We start from the raw sequence: 21,424 nt of genomic DNA, 5'->3' as shown, positions 1-21,424 counted from the left end.
CCGCTATCTGGCGTTTGAATCGTTCAAACAGATACTTCGGAAGATAGACCTGCCAGGTCAGAGCGTCAAGAACTTGCGGCGCGTCCGTTGCCGAGTCGTGCCCGTTGCGGAACCCTTGGCCGATCAGGGGTGCACACTGCCCGCAGCTACGGAGGCGGCCCGACGACGTGCCGCCCCAGAACGGAGGCGACGGAAATGAGCCAGCCAACGGCCGGGGAGCACGCAGCCCTCGGCGAGGAACCGACCGAGCTCAAGCGGGTCATGGGGCCCAAGCTCCTCCTGCTCTTCATCGTGGGCGACATCCTCGGTACGGGCGTCTACGCACTGACCGGAGACGTCGCGGCCGAGGTCGGCGGTGCGGCGTGGGCGCCGTTCATCGTCGCGTTCCTCGTCGCCCTCATCACCGCGTTCTCGTACCTGGAGCTCGTCACCAAGTACCCCCGGGCCGCGGGCGCGGCGCTCTACACGCACAAGGCGTTCGGCATCCACCTGTTCACCTTCATGGTGTGCTTCACCGTCATGTGCTCGGGCATCACCTCGGCGTCGACGGCGGCCCGCGCGTTCGCGTCCAACCTCGCCGTCGGCTTCGGGCTCGACGAGACGAACGCGACCCTCATCATCACGGTCGCGCTGATCTTCATGGGGCTGGTCGCGGCGATCAACCTGCGCGGCGTCGGCGAGAGCGTCAAGGCCAACGTCTTCCTCACCCTGGTGGAGCTGTCGGGTCTGCTGCTCGTGATCCTCATCGGCTTCTACGCCGCGTTCGCGGGCAACGTCGACTTCTCCCGGACCATCGTGTTCGACGACCCGGGTGACAAGGGGGCGTTCTTCGCCGTCACCGCCGCGACGTCACTGGCGTTCTTCGCGATGGTCGGGTTCGAGGACTCGGTCAACATGGCGGAGGAGACGCACGACCCCGTCAAGAACTTCCCCAAGATGATGATCACCGGCATCGGCATCACCGGGGTCATCTACGTGCTCGTCTCGCTGTTCGCGGTCGCGATCGTCCCGGTCGGCGTGCTGGCGGAGAGCGACACCCCGCTGGTGACCGTGGTCGAGACGGCGGCGCCGGGCATCCCGGCCGGGACGATCCTGCCCTTCATCTCGATGTTCGCCGTCGCCAACTCGGCTCTCATCAACATGCTCATGGCCAGCCGCCTGCTGTACGGCATGGCCAAGCAGAACGTGCTGCCCAGCGCGCTGGGGCGGGTGGGCGCCCGCCGCCAGACGCCATGGGTCGCCATCCTGGTCACCACGGCCATCTCGTTCGGACTGATCTACTTCGTCAGCCGCGACCCGGAGAACGACGTGGTCGCCGCGCTCGGCGGCACCACGGCGCTGCTGCTCCTGGCCGTGTTCGCCATCGTCAACGTCTGTGTGCTGGTGCTGCGCCGCGACCCGATCGACCGGAAGCACTTCGTGGCGCCGACCGTGCTGCCGATCGTCGGGGCGATCTGCTGCCTGTTCCTCGTGGGGCCGTGGACCGGGCGGGACGTCATCCAGTACCAGATCGCCGGCTGGCTCCTCGGCATCGGCTTCGTGCTGTGGATCCTGACGTGGATCACGAACCGGCTGCTCGGCCAGCGCACCGGGATCACCGACATCGAGGCGCTCAACGAGCCGGAGGGCGGCGTCAACTAGCCCCCGCCCCCGACGTGTCAGACGTACAGGTCGCCCGCGTGACCTGTACGTCTGACACGTCAGTGCGCGTCCGGGAGGGCCGCGAGCTGGGCCTCCAGGTGGAACACCTCGTCCAGCAGCACGAAGCCGTCGTCCGGGTTGCCCTCGTCGACGAAGAAGCCCGACATCGCCGCCTGCCAGCGCGCGTTGACCTCGGTAGCGGCCATCCCGCGCTGCGCCGCCGCGTAGTCGTCGGTCACGAGGATCCCGACCAGCAGTCCGTCGTCGCGCAGGTACAGGTGGTAGTCGCGCCACCCCGTGTCGCGCAGGGCCCGGAGCATCTCCGGCCAGACGGCGGCGTGGGCCGCCCGGTACTCGTCCAGCCGGTCCGCCCGCACCCGCGACGTGAAGCAGACGCGTGCGCCCGCCGTGTTGCTCGACATGTCCGGTCCTCCTCGACCACCTGCGCCATGAAACGGTTCATAATGTAGCCCGAAGCAAGGAGGGCTCCATGACACAGCCGGCCGCTCACCGCCGAGCATCCATCGCCGACGTCGCCCGCGCCGCCGGCGTCTCCGTCGGCACCGTGTCCAACGTGCTCAACCGTCCCGAGCGGGTGCTGCCCGGCACGCGCGAGCGGGTCGAGGCCGCGATCGACGAGCTGAGCTTCGTGCGCAACGGCTCGGCCCGGCAGCTCCGCGCGGGCACCATCACCACGGTCGGCGCCATCGTGCTGGACATCGCCAACCCGTTCTTCACCGACGTCGCGCGGGGCATCGAGGAGCGCCTGGACCGGGACGACTTCACGCTGATGGTCGCGTCGTCGGACGACAAGCCGGACCGCGAGCAGCGCTACCTGCGCCTGTTCGAGGAGCACGGCGTGCAGGGCGTCATGGTCGTGCCGGCCACCGACGACATCGAGCACCTCCTGGCGGTGCGCCGGCGCGGCACCGGGGTGGTGCTGCTGGACCGCCCGTCGTCCGACCCGAGCATCTCGTCCGTGGCCGTCGACGACGTGCGCGGCGGCGAGCTCGCCGCGCGGCACCTGCTCGACGAGGGGCACACGCGCATCGCGTTCCTCAACGGCCCGCACACGATCCGGCAGTGCGCCGACCGGTACGAGGGCGTGGTCAAGGAGCTGGTCGCGGCCGGGCTCGACCCCGCGACGGCGCTCGTGGAGATCACCGTGTCCAGCCTCAACGCCGAGGGCGGGGAGGCCGCGATCCGGGGGCTGCTGGAGTCCGGCGACCGGCCGACCGCCGTCTTCTGCGTGAACGACCTGGTCGCGCTGGGCGTGCTGCGCACGCTGCGCACGGAGAACATCGCCGTCCCCGCCGACGTCGCGGTGGTGGGGTACGACGACGTCGCGTTCGCCGCCGAGCTGTCCACGCCCCTGACCTCCGTGCGCCAGCCGACCCACGAGATCGGGGTCCGCGCCGCCGACCTCCTGCTCGACGGGCCGGACGCCGCGGCCGAGCACGTGATGTTCCAGCCCACGCTGGTGGTCCGCGGCTCCAGCTCCGCGGTGGGATGACGACGTGTCAGACCCTCAGGTCACCCGGGTGACCTGAGGGTCTGACACGTGGTGGGGCGGGGGTGGGTCAGCAGGTCGCCTCGAACATCGGGACCAGCAGGTCGCTCAGGTCGTACAGCGCCTCCGGGTCCGCCGTGACGTTGCGCCCGGTCACGCCCAGCGACACCTGCCGTTCTCCGTCGAGCGAGGTCAGGTTGACGCTCAGCGTGCCGAAGCTCGCGCCGTCGTGCCCGTACAGGTACTCGCCGGGCACGCACGGGTCGGGCAGGCGGTACGTGCCGAGGCCGTACTCGATCGTCTCGGCGCTGCGCGGGGTCAGCATGTCGGCCACGGTCTCCGGCTCAACCAGCTCACCGGTCACCAGGGCCTCGTTGAAGGCCGCGAGGTCCTTCGTCGTGCTGGTCACGGCGCCCGCGGCGCGGAACAGCGTCGGGTCGAAGTGCCTGATCGAGTACCAGCCCGCGCCGTCGGCGCCCGTGTAGGCGGCGTCGGCCAGGAACGGCCCGCGCTTCCGGGGGCTCTCGGGGTAGTCGCTGCGGCGCATGCCGGCCGGCTCGAACACGCGCTCCTCCAGGAGCTCGTCGAGGTCGGTCCGGTTCACCTTCTCCAGCATCATGCCGAGCGTCACGAACCCGGCGTTGGAGTAGGAGAAGCCGGTGCCCGGCTCCAGCATCCAGGGCGCGGTGTGCACGGCCCGGACGTGATCGCCGTCCGAGTAGTGCTCGCCCAGCACCTCGAAGTACTCGTCGATGTCCGTCGGGTCCTGCATCTTGTCGAGGATCAGGTACTCCGACGCCGTCGGGGCGCCCGACGTGTGGCTGAGCAGCTGCTCGATCGTCACGTCCTGCGGCAGGGCGCCCGGCAGCACGTCCTCCACGCTGGTGTCCAGCGTCCAGGTGCCCTGCTCGATCTCCTGCATCACCAGCATCGCGATCATCGGCTTGGTGTTGCTCGCCACGCGGAACGGGTCGTCGGCCCGGGCGGGCGCGTGGCCCCCGAGCTCGCGGACGCCGTCCGCGCCCGACCAGGTGAGGTCCGGCGTCTCGACGCGTGCGGTGACGGCGACGGCGCCGTCGTCCACCAGGGTGGAGACCGCCCGGTCGAGCTGCCGCCGGATGCCCGCGTCGGCGGTCAGGGTGCGGGCGGCGGGGGCGGAGGCGGCCTGCTCGGCCGCGTCCCGGACCTGGCGGGACAACGCCAGGGGGTCGTCGACGGCGGCCGCGGGCGTCGCGTCCGCCGCTCGTGCGGCCGGTTCCGCGGTCACCGCGGGCGTCGCGGGCACCGCGCTGGCGGCGGACGCCGTCGTCGCCATACCCGCGCCGGTGAGCGGCAGCGCGCCGGCCACCACGACGCCCAGGGCTGCCCTGACTCGGCGGTGTGCATTCATGGGGATGCTCCTTCGTCTCGGCACCCCGTCAGTCTGCTGGGGGCCGGACGACGGGCGGATCCCCCGCACGAAGGACATCCCGGACACGGCCTCCGCCCCGGGTGGGACCCGCGGGGAGGAGGGCGGGCCGGCCGACCCGCCCTCCTCAGCCGGCGGTCAGTCCCGGCCCGGGATCGGCACCGTGGACCAGTCCGTGTCCGAGGCCAGGTAGAAGCTCGGGTACGACGGCTGGTTGTACGTCGTCTGCTGCCGCGCCACCTCGACGCGGTACTGCGGGTCCTGCATGAGCGTGTACAGCGCGATGTCGCTGGGCTCCGTCGTGGTGAACAGCCGCAGCGCGGTCGAGTCGGTGGTGCGCACCAGCACCTCCTCGCGCCAGTCGCCGAGCACGTCGGCCACGAGCGACGGGTTGCCCTTGGTGCCGTTGTTGGTCAGCGTCCCGCCCAGGGTCGCGACGACGCCGCGCGACCAGTCCTTGATCGTCGGCACGGCGGGGTCGGCGCCGTCCACGATCTGCGTGGTGCCGTCGCCCGCCCACCGCACGGACTGGTTGGTCCCCATGGTCGACGTCGCCACCTGCTCACCCGTGGCGCTCAGCGTGCCCGACCCGAGGGTGCCGTCCGGCATGGACGCCCACACCTCGATGCCCGGCACGCCGGGCACCACGTCGCCGATCATCGAGCGGCCGGTGTCCCGCCCGGAGTACTGCCCGAACAGCACCTCGCCGTCCTCGGCCGAACGCATCGCGGAGCCGTAGGGCGCCCACGTGGCGCCCTCGTGCGCGGTCCAGATCTCCAGCCCGGGCCGGTCCGGGTCGATGTCCGTCACGTGCATGGCGTCACCGTGGCCCAGACCCGCGGTCGCCCCGGGGTTCGCGGAGCCGTCCGGCAGGTTGTCGAACGACGAGTACAGGAGCGAGCCGTCGTCGTCGAGCGTCGCGGAGCCGTAGACGATCTCCTGCCGGCCGTCCCCGTCGACGTCGGCCGCCGACAGCGAGTGGAAGCCCTGCGTGGTGATGCTCCCCCACTCGGGCGAGGTACCCGGCACGCCGTGCGGGCTGTCGTTGAACGGGTTGGACATGGGCGTCCAGCCCGAGTCCGCAAGCCAGTGCCGGGTCAGGTGCCTGCCGTTCCAGTCGTACGCGGCGATGGTCGAGCGCGTGTAGTAGCCGCGCGCGAAGATGGCGCTGGCCTTGCCCTCGGACAGGTACGCGACCCCCGACAGGAAGCGGTCCACCCGGTTGCCGGGCTCGATGCGCGCCATCGCGTAGTCGCCCCAGCGCAGCCCGTCGTCGGTGCGCCCGGGCTCGTAGTCGACGGTCTCCAGCGGACGCCCGCTGAGCCCGTCGAAGACGGTGAGGTACTCCGGACCGCTGATCACAAAGCCCTCGAAGAGCCGGAGCTGGTTGCGCGTCGAGCGGGACGGCGCATACACGTCGATGAAGTGGTCGACGGCGGCGCGGGCGTCGGCGTCGGACAGCGGGTAGGTCCACCGCGTGTCGATGCCCCACGCCTCCTCCAGCGTGGCCGGCCACTGACCGGAGACGACCTCCGGACGCGTCGACCAGCCGCGGAACGTGTCCACGAGGTGCTCGTAGTAGTCCCCGGCGGACATCCGGTAGTCGTCGGTGTCCCGCACCCCGGCCGCCCGGTCGTCCTTGGCGATCGGCACGTAGCGCTGCCCGGCCGGCTTCCCGTCCCGGTAGGTGGTCACCCGCGTGCCGGGGGCGGTCTTGACCATCAGCTCGGCGCGGCCGTCGCCGTCGTAGTCGTAGACGGGGAACTGCGTGTAGTGCGCGCCCGCGCGGATGTTCACGCCCATGTCGATGCGCCAGAGCTGCGTGCCGTCCAGCTCGTAGGCGTCGAGGTAGACGTTGCCCGTGTAGCCCACCTGGGACACGTCCTTGGAGTTGGACGGGTCCCACTTCACGACGATCTCGTACTCGTCGTCGCCGTCGAGGTCCGCGACCGAGGCGTCGTTGGCCCGGTACGTGTACGCCTCGCCCGCGGGCGTGACGCCGTCGGCCGGCTTGTTCAGGGGGATGTCCAGGTGCCCGTCGCCCCACACGTCGGCCGACGCCGCCCGGCCCCTGTCCGGACCGCTCAGCGGCACCACCCGGTAGCGGGCGTCCGCCGTGCCCGCGGCGTCGAGGTAGTTGGTCGCGCCCGTGACCGTCGCGACGCGCCGGCCGTCGCGGTACACCGCGAAGCCCGGACCCTTGAGCCCCGCGTCGGTGTGGCCGGTGACCTCCGGCGCGAGCAGGCGCCAGCTCAGGAAGACGCCCTCGCTGGTCGCGGCGGCCACGAGCCCGCGGCCCAGCTTCTCGGTGCCTGTCGAGTTCCCGGTGCCCGACGTCGGCCGCTCGCCCTGGGCGCTCGGGCCGCCCTGGGCGGTGGTCGCGTCGGCGGCCGGGACCGTGGTCAGGGTGCTGGCCGGGACGGCGGTCGAGGCGGTGGCCGCGAACGCCACGGCGCCCACCCCGCTCATGCCGAGGCTGAGTGCCGTCGCCAGCACGGCTCCGGTCCGGATAGTTCTCGGGATCATTGTCGAATTCCTCTCTGAATTCTCGATCTCACGAAGACGTGCGCTTCTACCCAGTCATCTGGCCCGGAACCTGCTGGGTCTCGGGCCAGATGGCTGGGTAGAGGCGCACTTTCAGTCGACCGGGCGCGGCTGTGCGCGCCGGGTCTCGACGGCGACCGCCGCCAGGCTGAGCAGGCCACCCGTCACCAGGACGAGCGGCGTCAACATCCAGACGAGCACCACGCACATCACCAGGGCCGCCAGCAGCAGCGCCGAACCCACCAGGTCGTCGCGGGAGCGCGCCGCGCCGCGGGACAGCAGCCACCAGACGCTGCCGCCGTCCGCCCCGGAACCGGCTCCGGCCCCCGCACCGCCGTCCGACCACGCCGCCGTCGTGCGGACCAGGACCACCGCGGCGCAGGCCGCGGCCGCCCACGTCACCCAGCGCACGGCGGACGCGCCCGGCAGCGCGCCCGACGCCGTCAGCCCGGTGTTGACCGTCACGGCGACCGCGGCGACCAGCACGAGCACGCCCAGCACCCACAGTCCACGCACGGCCGCGAGCCAGTCCCGCCAGAACGAACGGACCGAGGTGTCATAGCCGCCGAGGTGTCGCCGCAGGTGCGCGGCCCCCGCGGCGACCGCCGCCGGGGCGGTCACCACGGGCAGGCTGCCGCCGAGCACGAGCAGCCCGGTCAGCAGCGTCTCCCCCAGCAGGGGGAACCAGCCCTCACCGGCCAGACGGCGTCCGCGGGCCGGCGGCGCGGCGGACTCGTCGGCCTGCTCCTGTGCGCTCACGGCGCTCAGCCCTTGAGGCCCTGCGTCGCGACGCCGTCCACCAGGTACCGCTGGAAGACCACGAAGAACAGCAGCACCGGCACGAGCGCGAGCACGGCCATGGCCATCTGCGCGCCGTAGTCGGAGACCGACGTCTGGTCCACGTACAGCCGCAGCGCGATGGGCAGGGGGTAGGTGTCGGGCCGCTTGAGGTAGAGCAGCGGGCCGAGGAAGTCGTTCCACGACCAGATGAAGGCGAAGATCGAGCTGGTGATCACCGCCGGCCGCATGAGCGGGAGCAGCACGAGCCGGAAGATCCCCCAGTGCCCGCAGCCGTCGATGCGCGCCGCCTCGTCGAGCTCACGCGGCAGCCCCCGGAGGAACTGCACCATGAGAAAGACGAAGAACGCCTCCGTGGCCAGGAACTTGGGCGCCAGCAGCGGCACGAACGTGTTCACCAGGCCCATGGAGTTGAACAGGATGTACTGCGGGATGATCACCACGTGGAACGGCAGGAGCATCGTGCCGATCATCACCGCGAAGTACACCCCGCGACCCGGGAAGCTGATGCGGGCGAACGCGTAGGCGGACACGGTGGCCGACAGGACGATGCCCACGACCGACCCGACCGCGAGGATCAGCGAGTTGAGCACGAACGTCCAGAACGAGACGCCGCCGATGCCGCTCAGCGCCGATGTGTAGTTCGCCAGCGTCCACGTCTCGGGCCACAGGTTCACGTTGCCGACGATGTCGCCGCTCGGCTTGAACGAGCTCATGACCATCCACACGCCGGGGTACAGGATCACCACGGCGACGGCGATCACGAGCACGTGGAACACGACGGACCGCAGGCGCTTGCGCCGGGTCGCCGTCACGCTCGGGGAGGAGTCCACGACGGGGCTCGGGGCGGTGGTCGTCGCTGTCGTCATCGCACGTCTCCCGTGTAGTGGACCCAGGCACGCGAGGTGCGGAACAGGACGGCGGTGATGATGCCGACCACGAGCACGAGCACCCAGGCCATGGCCGAGGCGTACCCCATCCGGAACTCCGTGAAGCCCTTGAGGTAGAGGTAGAACGTGTAGAACAGCGTCGAGTCGGCGGGACCGCCGGTGCCGCCGGAGATGATGAAGGCGGAGCTGAACACCTGGAACGCGCCGATCGTCTCGAGCAGCAGGTTGAAGAACAGCACCGGCGACAGCATCGGCAGCGTCACCGAGACGAACCGGCGGATCGGCCCGGCGCCGTCGACGGCGGCCGCCTCGTGCAGCTCGGCCGGGATCTGCTTGAGCCCCGCCAGGAAGATCACCATGGGGGCGCCGAACTGCCACACGGCCAGCAGGATCATCATCGGCATGGTCATGCTCGGGTCGCCCACCCAGCCGCCGGCCGGCAGGCCGAAGAACTGCTGGACCTGGTCGGCGATGCCGTCGTCGATGAACATGGCGCGCCACACGATCGCCACGGAGACGCTGGCCCCGATGAGCGACGGCGCGTAGAACATCGAACGGTACGCGCCCTGGCCGCGGTGCTTCGCGTTGAGCAGCACGGCGACGGCGAGCGCGGCGGCCAGCTTGACCGGCACGCCCACCAGCACGTAGACCGCCGTCACCTGGGCGGACTTGAGGAACCGCGGGTCGGCGAACAGGGCGGTGAAGTTGTCGATGCCCACGAACGTGGGGGCCCGGAACAGGTTGTAGTCGGTGAACGCGAGGTACAGCGACATCAGCATGGGGCCCGCCGTCAGCAGCACGAACCCGAGGAGCCACGGGGACAGGAACGCGTACCCGGCCTTCACGTCGGACCGGTCGCGCCGCGGCTTGCCGCCGCCCCGTGCGGGGGACGACGACGTCGCCGTCCCCCGCACGCCGCCGCGCCCGGCCGAGCGCCCGCGCTCGGTGGTGGTCGCGGACATGGTCAGGACCCGCCGAGGTTCGATTCGGCGCTCTGGAACCACTGGTCGGCGAACTCCTCCGGCGTGATGTTGCCGTAGGACAGCTCCTCACCCAGCCGCTTGAACTCGGCCTCGACCACGCCGTAGCCCTCGACGGGCAGCGGGGTGTCCTCCGTGACGCGCTCGGCGACGTGCTCCTCGTAGCCGACGATCTTGTCGTCGATCGAGCCCTCCTCGACCTCCATGGCGTCACGCTGGGCCGCCACGGCGGGCACGCCCTTCGAGGTGCCGAAGATCTTGCCCACCTCGGGGTCGTTGACGAGGAAGTCGATGAGCGCCGCGGCGGCGTCCGGCTCCTGTGTCGTCGCCGACGACGAGAGCAGCATCGACGGCTTCCAGAACTGCGCCGAGCCGTCGGCGCCGGTCGGCACCGGGAGCAGGTCGAGGTTCTCGGAGCCCGCGCCGGCCGAGTAGCCGGCCATCATGTTGTCCCAGGTCATCTCGGTAGCGGCCTGGCCCACCTGCATACCGGTGAGGGGCTCGACCTGCTTGGCCCGCTCGACCGGGAAGAAGACGCCGTCGTCACGCAGCGGCTGGGTGCGCTCAGCCCAGGCGACGAGGTCGGCCTTCTCGAAGGCCGGGGAGCCGTCGTCGGCGAACGCCGTCTTGCCCTGCTGCACCAGCCACTGGATGAAGAGCCACAGCGTGCCGGTGTAGTCGGTGCCGCCGTAGATCTGCGGGTCGTGGTCGGCGCCCGCCGCGCTGACCTCGCGGATCCAGGCGTCGTACTCGTCCCAGGTCAGACCCTCTTCCGGCGGCTCGATGCCGAGCTCGTCCAGGAGGTCGTCGTGGTGGATCATGCCGAGGGTGTTGGTGCTGGTCGGGATCCCGTACTGGCCGTCGTCGACCGAGCCGGAGGCGAGCACCGTCTCGTCGAAGTCGTCGGTGTCCAGGTTCACGCCGAGCTGGTTCGACAGGTCCAGGAGCTGGTTGTTCGACGCGTACTGGTGGATGTACGCGAGGTCCATCTGGAAGACGTCGGGCAGGGTCTGGCCCGCTGCCTCGGTGCTGCGCGCGGTCCAGTAGTCGTCCCAGGCCTGGAACTGCGTCTGCACGTCGATGTTCGGGTGCTGCTCCTCGAAGAGCGCCACCGCCTCCTCGTACCGGGCCGCGCGGTCGTCGTCCCCCCACCAGACGAGGGACAGCTCGATGTCCCGGTCGGTGGCTACCGGCGCCGCCTCGGCCGAGGCGGTCGTCCCGCCGCCGCAGGCCGAGAGGGCCAGGGCCGAAGCCGCTGCGAGGGCCGTGACCTGGACGGCCGCAGTCTTTCGGGTGGTGCGTGTGCGGACCACGTGAGCCTCCTTGCTCTGTGTGCTGCTGGTGGCCGGCTGCATCCTCGACCGCCGACTGAATCGATACAATACCGCTCCGGGAAGCGTTGTCCAGAGCCCCAGGTCAGGAATTCGTAACGAACTGCATCGTTGGAACCCGGCCCACCACGGGGGCCTGAACGTCGGCGAGCGCTGACCTGGTGGCGCTGTCGCCACTGATCACGCCACTGCCACGGCGCCGACTGGTCAGCACTGAACGCCGCCGCCGACGCCGGGCTCAAGCCGCCGCCCGCGCCGGGCTCAACCCGGGCCGTCGAACGTAGGAGTCGTCGGCGCATGAGGGCTCATAGCGCGACCAGGCCTACGTTCGACGGCCGACACCCGGCCGACGCCGCAGCCCGCAGCCGGGCGGCGGCGTCAGCTCGCGGCGGGGGCCGGGGTCGGCGTGCCCTTCAGCGGGGCCCAGCTCGGGCCCGTGCCGCGCATGGACTCGTGGAACGGGTCGCCCGGGCCGATCTCGCCCGCCCGCACGATCGCGCCCGTGAATGCCGACCGGTAGATCGCGGCGACCAGCTCCAGCGTGCCGCGCGCGTCGGCCGCGGTGACCGGCGGCGCCTCGCCCGCGGCGAACGCCCGGTACGTCGGCACGAACTGGGCGAGGTGCCCCGACGGCAGCGCCTCGGGGTCCGGCTGCCACAGCTGCCCGACGTCGTCGCGGCCCGCCGCCGGCGTGAACGTCCAGTCGGCGTCGGTGTACCCGTACAGGTGCGACAGCTCGATCGTCGCCGCCTCGGTGTCGAACCGCAGGTCAGAGGTCTCCCGCGGCGACAGCAACGAATTGGTGATCGTGGCCATCGCGCCGCTCTCGAAGCGGAGGATCGCCATCGAGACGTCCTCGGTGTCGACGTGCCGGGCGAGGCGGCCCGCCATGGCCGTCACCTCGGACCACGGCCCGAGCGTCGCCAGCAGCAGGTCGAACTGGTGGATGCCGTGGCCCATCGTCGGCCCGCCGCCCTCGGTGTCCCACCGGCCGCGCCACGGCACCTCGAAGTACGCCGGCGCCCGGAACCACAGGGTGTCGCACGTGGCGACCAGGGGTCGGCCCAGGGCGCCGTCGTCGAGCAGGCGGCGGAGCTGGCGCGCACCGTGCCCGAACCGGTGCTGCACCACCTGCGTGAACGACGCCGTCGAGGCGGCCTCGGCGTCCGCGATGCGGTCGATCTCGGCGAGGGACAGCGTGGCGGGCTTCTCGACCACCACGTGCACGCCCGCCTGGAGCGCGGCCACGGCGACGTCCGCGTGCACGCCCGGCGGCGTGCAGACGTGCAGCACGTCCGTCTCGGCGAGCACGTCGTCCAGGGAGGTCCCGTGCGCGGCGACGCCGTGCTCGCGGGCGAACTCCTCCGCCCGCGCCGCGTCGATGTCGACGGCGTGCACCAGGGTCGCGTCCACGCCGTGCGCCGGCAGGTCCGCGATCGCTCGTGCGTGGGCTCCGGCGATGGCACCTGTGCCCAGGATCGTGACTCTCATCGTGCTCCGTCCTCGTCGACGCGTGTGATCGATCACTCTATCGAGTCGACGCGACCCGGCCGCGTCGATCCGCAGGAACCCTACCCGTGACCCTCGACGATGGAAAGGGCTTTCCCGCCACGGTGGCCCGGACCGGACACACGGAAGGCCGTCGCGATCCCTTTCGAGGCCTAAGTTTCTTCGCTTTGGAGCTGTCCAAAGCGAAGAAACTTAGGCCTCGAAGGGGACGGACCGCGCCGGCCCGCCCGGCCGGCCGGAGCATCCGACCAAGCCAGACCCAGCGAGCCCGAGAGGTCAGCTCAGGACCGACTCGATCTCCGCGGCCACCACGTCGACGAACGACTCCGGCGTCCCGGCAGGCAGCAGCCCAGGCAGCGCGAGCAGCGCCCGGAGGTCCTCCTCGGCGCCGGCCAGCCCCTCGACGTCGCCGAGCCCGTCCGAGCCGCCCGGCACCTCGGCGGCGCCGACCAGCGCCTCCAGCTCCGCGGCACGCGGGTCGTCGATGCCCTCGCCGGAGTGCGTCCGGCGTCGGACGAACTCGGCCCACGCGGCCAGGCCGAACGCCACCCCCTGCGGCTCCCGCCCTGCGGCGAGCGAGTCCGCGAGCACGCCGCCCCAGCGGAACGGGATCTTCTGGGTGCCGTCCATCGCCACCTGGGCCGTGGTGTGCCCCGTGTGCGGGTTCGCGAACCGGGACAGGATCTGCTCGCCGTACTGCCGCAGGTCCAGGCCCTCGGGCGCGGTGAGCGTCGGCAGCGCGTCCTCGAAGAGGTACTGCCGCGCCCGCTCGGCGATCACCGGGTCGGTCACGCCGCCCGCGATCGTCGAGTGCCCCGCGAGCCACCCCGAGTACGCGACCAGCGAGTGCGTCCCGTTGAGCAGCCGCAGCTTGGCCTGCTCGAACGGCGCGACGTCCTTGGTCAGCGTGGCGCCCGCCGCCTCCCACGCGGGGCGCGGGCCGGCGAACCGGTCCTCGATCACCCACTGCGCGAACGGCTCGCCCACCACGAGGCCCTCGTCCCGCACGCCGAGCGTCCGCTCCACCTGGTCGCGCTGCTCCGGCGTGGTCGCCGGCACGATCCGGTCAACCATGGAGCACGGGAACGTGACGCTCGCGTCGAGGAACGCGCGCAGGGTGTCGCCCTCGGGCCCGGGCAGGGCCGCGTCCGCGGCCTCCCGCACCAGGCGTTCGAGCACCCGGCCGTTGTCGACCATGTTGTCGCAGGTCAGCACGGTGATGGGCGCGCCGGACGCGGCGCGCTGGGCGAGCCCGCGCACCAGCAGCCCGATGGCCGACGCCGCCGGCCGCACCGTCTCGGCCGCGCCCCCGGCGGCGACCACCGCGGCCAGCGCCGCGAGGTCCCCGGCCACCGCCTCGGTGTCCAGCGACCCGTCGGGCCGCCGGGCGTAGCCCTTCTCCGTGATCGTCAGCGTGACCACGTGGGTCGACGGCGCCGCGAGCGCCGCCAGCACGCGCTCGGTCTCCTCGGCGGGGTAGGCGACGTCGACCACGGACCCGACGAGCTCGACCGAGGACTCCTGCTCCCCCGCGGTGAGCACCGAGTACACACCGCCCTGGGGGCGGAGCTGGTCGCGCACGGTCGCGGAGCGCTGGGTGACGCCCAGGATGCCCCAGGTGGTGTCGCCCGTCGCGATCGCGGCGCGCTCCGTGTACACGGCCTGGTGCGCCCGGTGGAACGCGCCGATGCCGAGGTGGACGATCCCCACCGACGTCGGCATCACGGGTGCGTCGATGCCGCCCGGGAGGTGGTCCCGGTGCAGGCGGTCCTCAGTCATCACGTGTCTCCTTGACTTGTGCCACGAGCTGCGTCGGGTTCACGAACCGCAGCGCCACCACGAGCATGACGAGCATCGTCGCGGTGTAGATCACCGACAGGGCCGAGATGAGCTGTCTCGCCTCACCACCGCCGGCGGCCGTCATGCCACGGTAGATGGCGACGACGAGTGTGTCCGAACCAGGGCCCGACACGAGGAAGGTCAGCTCGAAGAGACCGACGGTCCGCACGAGCACCAGGATGGCCGCCGCGAGGATACCCGGGACGAGCAGCGGGGCCAGGATCCGCGTGAACACCTGCCAGGTGCGGGCCCCGCACATCCGGGCGGCCGACTCGATGGCGGGGTTGATCTGCTCGATGAACGGCGTCATCGTCAGGATCACGAACGGCACCGACGGCACGAGGTTGACGAGCACGACCGCGGTCAGCGTGCGGCCCAGCCCGAACGAGTACATGACGGTCGCGAGCGGGATGCCGTACGTGATGGGCGGCATGAGCACCGGCAGCAGGAACAGCAGCATGACGGCGCGCTTGCCCGGGAAGTCGCGGCGGGCCAGCACGTAGGCGGCGGGCACGCCCACGAGCACCGAGATGACGACGACGAGCACGGCGACGCCGACGGTGACACCCACCACCTCGCCCAGGGCGAACCGGTCCCAGGCCTCGACGTACCGCTCGGTGGTCAGCCCGTCGGGCAGCCACGTGTCGAACCACTGCCGGCCGAACGAGTCGACCACGACGGCGACGAGGATCCCGAGCAGGAACACCCCGAACGCCGTCATGCCGGCCCAGACGAACCAGGTGGACGGCCGTGCGGCGAGCGGCCGCTCCAGCGTTGACGTGGCCATCAGCCCTTCCCTCCCGTGGTCCCGCGGTACAGCAGCGAGCGCAGGCCCAGCACGGCGACGACGACGAGCAACTCGACCGCGCCCATCATCAGCGCGATGGTGGACGCCATGGCGTAGTCGTTCTGCTCGCCGAACGCCCGGAACGCCATGAGGGACATGACCCGGGTCTCGCCCATGGCGTCACCGACCAGCCGGGCCGACGGGAACACCGAGAAGGCGAGCACGAACGTCAGGATGAACGTGGTGGCCAGCCCGGGCGCCAGCAGCGGCAGCACGATCCGCCGGAACCGCTGCCACCAGCCGGCGCCGAGCGTCTTCGCGGCCTGCTCCAGCGACGGGTCGATGCCCGACAGGTACGACGAGATGAGCAGGAACGCGAACGGGAAGCCGGTGATGACCAGGGAGAACATGACGCCCAGGTAGTTGTTGACGAGCTTGAGCGGCTCGTCGATCAGGCCGACCTCCAGCAGCGCCCGGTTGATCCAGCCCTGCCGCCCCGCGAAGATCAGCAGCCCCTGCGCGGTGAGCACGGTGCCCAGGGTGATCGGCAGCACCAGCAGCGACGTCAGCAGCCGCTTGCCGCGGAACCGGTGCCGCAGCACCATCGCCACCGGGACCGACGCCAGCACGTTGAACAGGGCGGCGGGCAGGGCGAGGCGCATCGTGAGCCACACCGAGTCGAACACGAACGGGTCGCGGAAGAACGCGACGTAGTTGGCGAGGACCCCGCCGCCCCACTGCTCCTGCATCGCCGCGGTGGGCTGGATCGTGAGCCCGATCCCGTACGAGAACGGGTACACGAACAGCGCGACGGCGACCACGAGACCCGGCAGGAGCAGGAACAGGGCGGGGTCCACGCCCCGCTCGGCCAGGCGGTGCCGCAGGCTCGCGGTGGCGCGTCCCGGCCGTCGACCGACGCTCACGCCGCCACCGCCTGCGGCACGACGGCGTCCAGCGACTCGGGGAACACGAGCACCCGGTCGACCGGCGCGGTCAGGGTGACGGCACCGCCGACGTCGGGCGCCGTCGTGGCGCGGGCGTGGAGCATCGTCTCTCCGGCCTGCACCCCGACGGCGAACTCGCGCCCGTGGTACTCGACCACCGAGACGGACCCGGGGATCGACCCGCCGGTCCCCGCCGGGCCCGAGCCGGCCACGGAGAAGTCCTCCGGGCGCACCGCCACCCGCACGCGGTCCCCCGCGCCCAGAGCGCCGACCGCGCGCCCGGTGAGCCGTACGCCGCCGCCGGCCGACCCGGCCGAGCCACGCGTGCCGGACAGCTCCACCACGACCTCGCCCCCGGACGCCGAGACGACGGTCGCGGGCAGGATGTTCCGGTAGCCCATGAAGTCGGCGACGTACCAGCTCGTCGGGCTCTCGTAGAGCTCGTCGGGCGTGCCCACCTGCTGCACGCGACCCTCGCGCATGACGACCAGGCGGTCAGCCAGGGACAGCGCCTCCTCCTGGTCGTGCGTCACGTAGATCGTCGTGAGCCCCAGGGACTGGTGCAGCCGCCGGATCTCGGTGCGCATGTCGAGCCGCAGCTTGGCGTCGAGGTTCGACAGCGGCTCGTCCATGAGCACGAGCGACGGTTCGAGCACCACGGCGCGCGCGATGGCGACCCGCTGCTGCTGCCCGCCCGAGAGCTGGCCGGGCAGCTTCCTGGCGTGCTCGCCGAGCTTGACCAGGTCGATCGCCGCGCGCACCCGCGAGGCGATCTCGGCCCGCGGCACGCCCTGCATCTGCAGCCCGAACGCGACGTTCTTCTCCACGCTCAGGTGCGGGAACAGCGCGTACGACTGGAAGACCATGCCGAACCCGCGCCGCTCCGGGGGCAGGGTGTCGATCCGCCTCCCGTCCAGCCGGATCTCGCCGTGCGTCAGCGGCAGCAGGCCGGCCAGGCAGTTCAGCGCCGTCGACTTGCCGCAGCCCGACGGGCCCAGCAGGGCCACGAACTCGCCCGCCCTGATCGTCAGGTCCAGCCCGGCCAGCGCGTCCACCCCGCCGAAGCTGCGGCCGACGCCCCGCAGCTCCAGGGACTCGAAGTCGCTCACTCTGCCTCTTCCTCCACCTTGCCGCCGCCGACCTCGCGGTCCCAGATGTCGAACGCGGTCACCATGGAGTCCGCGTCGAGCGGCGTCACGGCGTCCTGCGACTCGATGAGCTCGTCGAACAGGGGGCGGCCGAACTCCTCGATCACGTCCTGCGACTCCTGCGGGGCGAGGTCGAGCGTCGCGCCCTCGATCGCCGGGCCCGGGTAGAAGTAGCCGGCGTCGTACGCCTTGGCGTTCTGCTCAGGAGTGAGCATGTCCTGCAGCAGGAGCAGGATCGCGCTGATCTTGTCGGCGCTCTGCCCCTTCGGGATCGCGGCGTAGTGCGCGTCGGTGACCCACGTGAAGTCGTCGAACGCGGCGGCCTCCAGCGTGTTCGGGAGCTGCCCCTCGGCACGCGGCGCGATGTCCCAGCCTGTGGTGGTCGGGATCATCGCCCAGGTGCCGTCGGCCATGTTGGTCACGACCTGGCCGGTGCCCGTGGGGTAGGTGTCGACGTACTGGCCCAGCTCCTCGAGGTACGCCCAGGTCTTGTCCCAGCCGTTCTCGGGGTCCTTCGGGTCCTTGTCACCCAGGATGTAGGGCAGCCCCATGAGGAAGGTGCGGCCCGGGCCGGAGTTGGCGGGGCGCGCGTAGCCGAACTTGCCGGGGTTGGCCTTGGCCCACTCCAGCAGCTCCTCCGGCGTGGCCGGCGGGGTGCCGACCACCTCGGGGTCGTACTGGAGCAGCGGCCCGGACGGGTAGTACGTCGTCACCACGCCGTAGCCCTCGGCGAGCTCCTGCATGTTCGCGGCGGGCTCCAGGTAGTTCTCCTGGTTGGTCAGCCGGTCGCCGTAGTCGTCCACGACCGGGATCCACAGGTCCTGGCTGATGCCGGCCGCGAGCCCGTCGTTCCCGGTGAACACCACGTCGATGGACAGGTTGCCGCTGTCCACCTGCGGCTTGACGATGCCCGTGACGTCCGGCGCGCCGCCCGTCTCCCAGGTCACCGACTCGATGACGTCCGGGTTGTTCTCGACGAACTCGTCGACCATGCCCTCGGTGAGCCGCTGGTTGCCCGCGACGTCGAGGATGTTCAGGGTGACCGGCTCCGACGGCGTCCCGGGGACGTCGGCCGCGTCGGTGACGGCGCCCCCGCTCTCGCCTCCGGGCGGGGCGGGCGGGGCGCAGGCGGTGAGCAGGGTCAGTGCGGCGACGCCGACGAGCGCCGCCGCCTTCTTCGAGGTGCGCATGGTGCTTCCTCTCTCTCGGGCTCCTTCGCCCAGGGTCTGCCAGGACGGGCGTCAGTTGACCGTCCCGGCGGGAGCGGGCCCGGAGGACCCGCGGATCGTGAGCTCCACGGGGAGCTGGACGCTCGCCGGCGTGCCGCCGCGCAGACGCGCGAGCAGCAGGTCGACGGCGCGCCGGCCCAGGCGGGCCAGCGGGGCGTGCACGGTGGTCAGCGCGGGCGAGACCAGCGTGGCGAGCTGGACGTCGTCGAACCCCACCACGGACATCTGGCCCGGCACGTCGACCCCGCGCTGGCGCAGCCGGCTCAGGATGCCGAGCGCCATGAGGTCGTTGAACGCGACGACGGCGGTGACGCCGCTCGCGACCGCGTGGTCGGCCGCCTGCGTGCCGCCCGCGAAGTACGGCTGGAAAGTGCCCAGCCGCACCAGGTCGAGGTCCCAGCGGGCGGCGGCGTCGACCAGCCCGGCGACCCGGCGGGCACCCGACCACGACGACGCGGGGCCGGCGGCCACGCCCACGGACCGGTGCCCGAGCGCGTGCAGGTGCCCGACGATCTGGGCCACGCCGTCGGCGTCGTCCACCGACACGAACGGGATCTCCTGCGCCGCGCCCTCACCCTCGGCCGCGCGGCCGGAACCCGAGCCCGAGTCCGGACGGGGCTCCGCGTCGACGGCGGGCAGCTCCCGGTTGGCCAGCACCGCGGTCAGGCCCACGAGCGCGGCACGCAGCTCCGCCTCACCCGACCGCGGCGACGCCACGAGCAGCCCGTCGGTCCGGGCGGCGAGCGCCCCGATCAGCTCGGGCTCGACGTCGGGGTCCTCGTCCGAGTCGGCGACGAACACCTCGTAGCCTTCCGCGCGGGCGCGGGCCTGCACGCTCTTGGTCACGGACGCGAAGTACGGGTTCTCCAGGTCGGGGACCAGCAGACCGACGGCGTGCGTACGGCCCATCCGCAGGCCGCTCGCCGCGACGTTGGGCCGGTAGCCGAGCTCGGCGGCGGCCCTCGTGACGCGGTCGCGGGTCGCGGCGGCCACCCGCTCGGGGGCGGTCAGGGCGCGCGACACCGTGGAGATCGAGACCCCGGCGGCGCGCGCGACGTCGTGCACCGTGACCATGCCACCTCCTGGGTGATTCGCGACACTGCGAACGTTTGCACCTATCGTAGGGTTTGACTGCAAACGTTCGCAACGTCCCGTCTGTCTCATGTGGAGAGAGCCTCTCGTTCGTATCGAGGCCGGGGCCGTGCCTACGATGTGGAAGCGCTTACCCGAACCGGCAACGATGCCCGCAGGAGGACAATGTGACCGACACCTGGACGCTGCACCCCGATCGGGCCCTGCCCGCCGACCCCGTGACGCGGCCCATCGCCCGCGAGATCTACGCGGCGGTCCGGGACCTCCCGATCGTGTCGATGCACGGCCACGTCGACGTCGCCGCCTTCGCGGACGACGAACCGTTCCCCGACCCCGCCCAGCTCCTCGTGGTGCCCGACCACTACCTCACGCGGATGCTCGTGTCGCAGGGCGCCATGCTCCCCGAGCTGGGGGTCGGCCCCGCCGGTGCGCCCGGGTTCGAGGCCGACCCGCGCGAGATCTTCCGCCGGTTCTGCGCGGGCTGGAAGCACTTCCGGGGGACGCCCACGCGCTACTGGACGGAGCACGAGCTCGTCGAGATCTTCGGCGTGACGGTGCGGCCGTCGGCGGAGACGGCGGACCAGGTCTACGACCAGGTCGCCGAGCGGCTCGCCGACCCCGACTTCCGCCCCCGCGCGCTCCTGGACCGGTTCGGCATCGAGGTCATCGCCACCACGGACCCGGCCTGGAGCACGCTCGACGAGCACGCGCGCCTCGCCGCCGAGCTGCCCGGCCGCGTGCTGCCGACCTTCCGGCCCGACCCGCTGCTGCACCCCGCCCGCGCGACCTGGCGGGGCGACCTGGAGCGCCTGGCGACGGCGTCCGGCATCGCCACCGACACGTACGCCGGGTACCTGGCGGCGCTCCGCGAGCGCCGCGCCGCCTTTGTCGCGGCGGGCGGCCTGGCCACGGACCACGGCCACTTCAGCGCGGACACCACCCCGCTGCCCGACGACGTGGCGCGCGCCCTCTTCGAGAAGGCCCTGGCGGCCGAGCCGGCCGCGGAGGGCGCGGTGCTCTCCGCCGCCGAGGAGGCGGCGTTCTCCGCGCACATGCTGTTCCAGATGGCCGCGATGTCGGCGGAGGACGGCCTGGTCATGCAGTTCCACCCGGGCGTGCTGCGCGACCACGACCCCGCCGTCGCCGCGGCGTTCGGCCCCGACAAGGGGTACGACATCCCCGTGGCCACCGAGTTCGCGACCGGCCTGCGGCCCGTGCTGGAGGCGTTCGGCAACTCGCAGACCTTCCGGATGATCGCGTTCACCATCGACGAGGACGTGTACTCGCGCGAGCTCGCGCCGCTGGCCGGCGTGTACCCGGCCCTGCGGCTGGGCGCGCCCTGGTGGTTCCTGGACGCGCCCGACGCGATGCGCCGGTTCCGGGAGGCCGCGACCGAGACGGCCGGGTTCTCGAACATGTCGGGCTTCGTGGACGACACCCGCGCGTTCTGCTCGATCCCCGCCCGGCACGACCTGGCCCGCCGGGTCGACGCCGGCTACCTCGCCCGGCTGGTCGCGGAGCACCGCCTCGACCTGGACGAGGCCGTGGAGACCGCCGCGGACCTGGCCTACCACCTGCCGAAGACGGCGTACGCGCCCCGCTGAGCCGGGCGCGCCGTCGATCCTCCTCTTCGAAGCCTAGGTTTCTCCGCTTTGAGGCGCCTCAAAGCGGAGAAACCTAGGCTTCGAAGAGGAGGTCCGGTCGCGGCTTTTTCACGGACCGGACAGACCGGGAGTTCGGAAGAGGGGCGGGTGGGGGAAGAGTGTTAGTGGGG

17 protein-coding genes are annotated in these 21,424 nt (G+C 71.8%); 3 read left to right on the top strand and 14 right to left on the bottom strand.

Annotation, left to right across the window (positions count from 1 at the left end; genetic code table 11):
- Positions 1-195: 195 nt before the first annotated feature.
- On the top strand, positions 196-1,641 hold the full coding sequence (locus AB0I29_RS26905) for an APC family permease (protein WP_285107464.1): 1,446 nt from the start codon (positions 196-198) through the stop codon (positions 1,639-1,641).
- 59 nt (positions 1,642-1,700) lie between these two features.
- On the opposite strand, the gene AB0I29_RS26900 is transcribed toward AB0I29_RS26905, so the two are convergent.
- Entirely contained in the window at positions 1,701-2,063 is a 363-nt protein-coding gene (locus AB0I29_RS26900; RefSeq protein WP_357487252.1) for an L-rhamnose mutarotase, read from the bottom strand.
- A gap of 68 nt (positions 2,064-2,131) precedes the next feature.
- Here AB0I29_RS26900 and AB0I29_RS26895 point away from each other — a divergent pair, with 68 nt between their 5' ends.
- On the top strand, positions 2,132-3,154 hold the full coding sequence (locus tag AB0I29_RS26895; RefSeq protein WP_285107460.1) for a LacI family DNA-binding transcriptional regulator: 1,023 nt from the start codon (positions 2,132-2,134) through the stop codon (positions 3,152-3,154).
- A gap of 67 nt (positions 3,155-3,221) precedes the next feature.
- Here AB0I29_RS26895 and AB0I29_RS26890 read toward each other — a convergent pair whose 3' ends face one another.
- The 13 genes from AB0I29_RS26890 to AB0I29_RS26830 form a co-directional block, all read right to left on the bottom strand.
- Positions 3,222-4,541, bottom strand: coding sequence for a serine hydrolase domain-containing protein (locus AB0I29_RS26890; protein WP_357487249.1), 1,320 nt, complete (start codon positions 4,539-4,541; stop codon positions 3,222-3,224).
- A gap of 156 nt (positions 4,542-4,697) precedes the next feature.
- Complete coding sequence (locus AB0I29_RS26885) at positions 4,698-7,085, bottom strand: rhamnogalacturonan lyase (RefSeq protein WP_357487247.1); 2,388 nt, start codon at positions 7,083-7,085, stop codon at positions 4,698-4,700.
- A gap of 111 nt (positions 7,086-7,196) precedes the next feature.
- Positions 7,197-7,862 (bottom strand): Poxvirus protein I5, encoded by a 666-nt coding sequence (locus AB0I29_RS26880; RefSeq protein ID WP_357487245.1) that lies wholly within the window; start codon positions 7,860-7,862, stop codon positions 7,197-7,199.
- A 5-nt stretch (positions 7,863-7,867) separates the two neighbouring features.
- Entirely contained in the window at positions 7,868-8,770 is a 903-nt protein-coding gene (locus AB0I29_RS26875) for a carbohydrate ABC transporter permease (RefSeq protein WP_285107453.1), read from the bottom strand.
- A complete protein-coding gene (locus tag AB0I29_RS26870; RefSeq protein ID WP_357487243.1) occupies positions 8,767-9,753 on the bottom strand; it encodes a sugar ABC transporter permease in 987 nt (328 codons plus the stop codon). Before AB0I29_RS26870 ends, AB0I29_RS26875 begins: the two co-directional genes overlap by 4 nt.
- A gap of 2 nt (positions 9,754-9,755) precedes the next feature.
- Complete coding sequence (locus AB0I29_RS26865) at positions 9,756-11,084, bottom strand: extracellular solute-binding protein (RefSeq protein WP_285107450.1); 1,329 nt, start codon at positions 11,082-11,084, stop codon at positions 9,756-9,758.
- Between the two features lie 396 nt (positions 11,085-11,480).
- On the bottom strand, positions 11,481-12,593 hold the full coding sequence (locus AB0I29_RS26860) for a Gfo/Idh/MocA family oxidoreductase (protein WP_357487240.1): 1,113 nt from the start codon (positions 12,591-12,593) through the stop codon (positions 11,481-11,483).
- A gap of 294 nt (positions 12,594-12,887) precedes the next feature.
- Complete coding sequence (locus AB0I29_RS26855) at positions 12,888-14,390, bottom strand: mannitol dehydrogenase family protein (protein ID WP_357487238.1); 1,503 nt, start codon at positions 14,388-14,390, stop codon at positions 12,888-12,890.
- Positions 14,383-15,237, bottom strand: a complete 855-nt coding sequence (locus tag AB0I29_RS26850) for an ABC transporter permease subunit (RefSeq protein WP_285107445.1) — start codon at positions 15,235-15,237, stop codon at positions 14,383-14,385. The genes AB0I29_RS26855 and AB0I29_RS26850 overlap by 8 nt, the downstream gene beginning before the upstream one ends.
- Entirely contained in the window at positions 15,237-16,160 is a 924-nt protein-coding gene (locus AB0I29_RS26845) for an ABC transporter permease (RefSeq protein ID WP_357487235.1), read from the bottom strand. Before AB0I29_RS26845 ends, AB0I29_RS26850 begins: the two co-directional genes overlap by 1 nt.
- Positions 16,157-17,290 (bottom strand): ABC transporter ATP-binding protein, encoded by a 1,134-nt coding sequence (locus AB0I29_RS26840; RefSeq protein ID WP_357487233.1) that lies wholly within the window; start codon positions 17,288-17,290, stop codon positions 16,157-16,159. Before AB0I29_RS26840 ends, AB0I29_RS26845 begins: the two co-directional genes overlap by 4 nt.
- Positions 17,287-18,519, bottom strand: a complete 1,233-nt coding sequence (locus tag AB0I29_RS26835; protein ID WP_285107441.1) for an extracellular solute-binding protein — start codon at positions 18,517-18,519, stop codon at positions 17,287-17,289. The genes AB0I29_RS26840 and AB0I29_RS26835 overlap by 4 nt, the downstream gene beginning before the upstream one ends.
- A 51-nt stretch (positions 18,520-18,570) precedes the next feature.
- Positions 18,571-19,632: a LacI family DNA-binding transcriptional regulator gene (locus AB0I29_RS26830; protein WP_357487230.1), complete on the bottom strand. Its 1,062-nt coding sequence runs from the start codon at positions 19,630-19,632 to the stop codon at positions 18,571-18,573.
- Positions 19,633-19,817: 185 nt separating this feature from the next.
- On the opposite strand from AB0I29_RS26830, the gene uxaC reads away from it, so the two are divergent.
- The gene (gene uxaC, locus AB0I29_RS26825; protein ID WP_357487228.1) at positions 19,818-21,254 is read left to right on the top strand and encodes a glucuronate isomerase; all 1,437 of its coding nucleotides are present in this window, start codon (positions 19,818-19,820) and stop codon (positions 21,252-21,254) included.
- Positions 21,255-21,424: the final 170 nt, after the last annotated feature.

It is taken from the genome of Promicromonospora sp. NPDC050262 (genome assembly GCF_040655935.1).
In the GTDB taxonomy this organism is placed as follows: Bacteria; Actinomycetota; Actinomycetes; order Actinomycetales; family Cellulomonadaceae; genus Promicromonospora.
The sequence above is the reverse complement of the archived record's forward strand: the minus strand, read 5'-3'. Positions and strand labels throughout refer to the sequence as shown.

Excerpts from the sequence above, each read along its gene's own strand:
- AB0I29_RS26905 (WP_285107464.1), top strand. The coding sequence starts at position 196 with ATGAGCCAGCCAACGGCCGGGGAGCACGCAGCCCTCGGCGAGGAACCG.
- AB0I29_RS26900 (WP_357487252.1), bottom strand. The coding sequence starts at position 2,063 with ATGTCGAGCAACACGGCGGGCGCACGCGTCTGCTTCACGTCGCGGGTG.
- AB0I29_RS26895 (WP_285107460.1), top strand. The coding sequence starts at position 2,132 with ATGACACAGCCGGCCGCTCACCGCCGAGCATCCATCGCCGACGTCGCC.
- AB0I29_RS26890 (WP_357487249.1), bottom strand. The coding sequence starts at position 4,541 with ATGAATGCACACCGCCGAGTCAGGGCAGCCCTGGGCGTCGTGGTGGCC.
- AB0I29_RS26885 (WP_357487247.1), bottom strand. The coding sequence starts at position 7,085 with ATGATCCCGAGAACTATCCGGACCGGAGCCGTGCTGGCGACGGCACTC.
- AB0I29_RS26875 (WP_285107453.1), bottom strand. The coding sequence starts at position 8,770 with ATGACGACAGCGACGACCACCGCCCCGAGCCCCGTCGTGGACTCCTCC.
- AB0I29_RS26870 (WP_357487243.1), bottom strand. The coding sequence starts at position 9,753 with ATGTCCGCGACCACCACCGAGCGCGGGCGCTCGGCCGGGCGCGGCGGC.
- AB0I29_RS26860 (WP_357487240.1), bottom strand. The coding sequence starts at position 12,593 with ATGAGAGTCACGATCCTGGGCACAGGTGCCATCGCCGGAGCCCACGCA.
- AB0I29_RS26855 (WP_357487238.1), bottom strand. The coding sequence starts at position 14,390 with ATGACTGAGGACCGCCTGCACCGGGACCACCTCCCGGGCGGCATCGAC.
- AB0I29_RS26850 (WP_285107445.1), bottom strand. The coding sequence starts at position 15,237 with ATGGCCACGTCAACGCTGGAGCGGCCGCTCGCCGCACGGCCGTCCACC.
- AB0I29_RS26835 (WP_285107441.1), bottom strand. The coding sequence starts at position 18,519 with ATGCGCACCTCGAAGAAGGCGGCGGCGCTCGTCGGCGTCGCCGCACTG.
- AB0I29_RS26830 (WP_357487230.1), bottom strand. The coding sequence starts at position 19,632 with ATGGTCACGGTGCACGACGTCGCGCGCGCCGCCGGGGTCTCGATCTCC.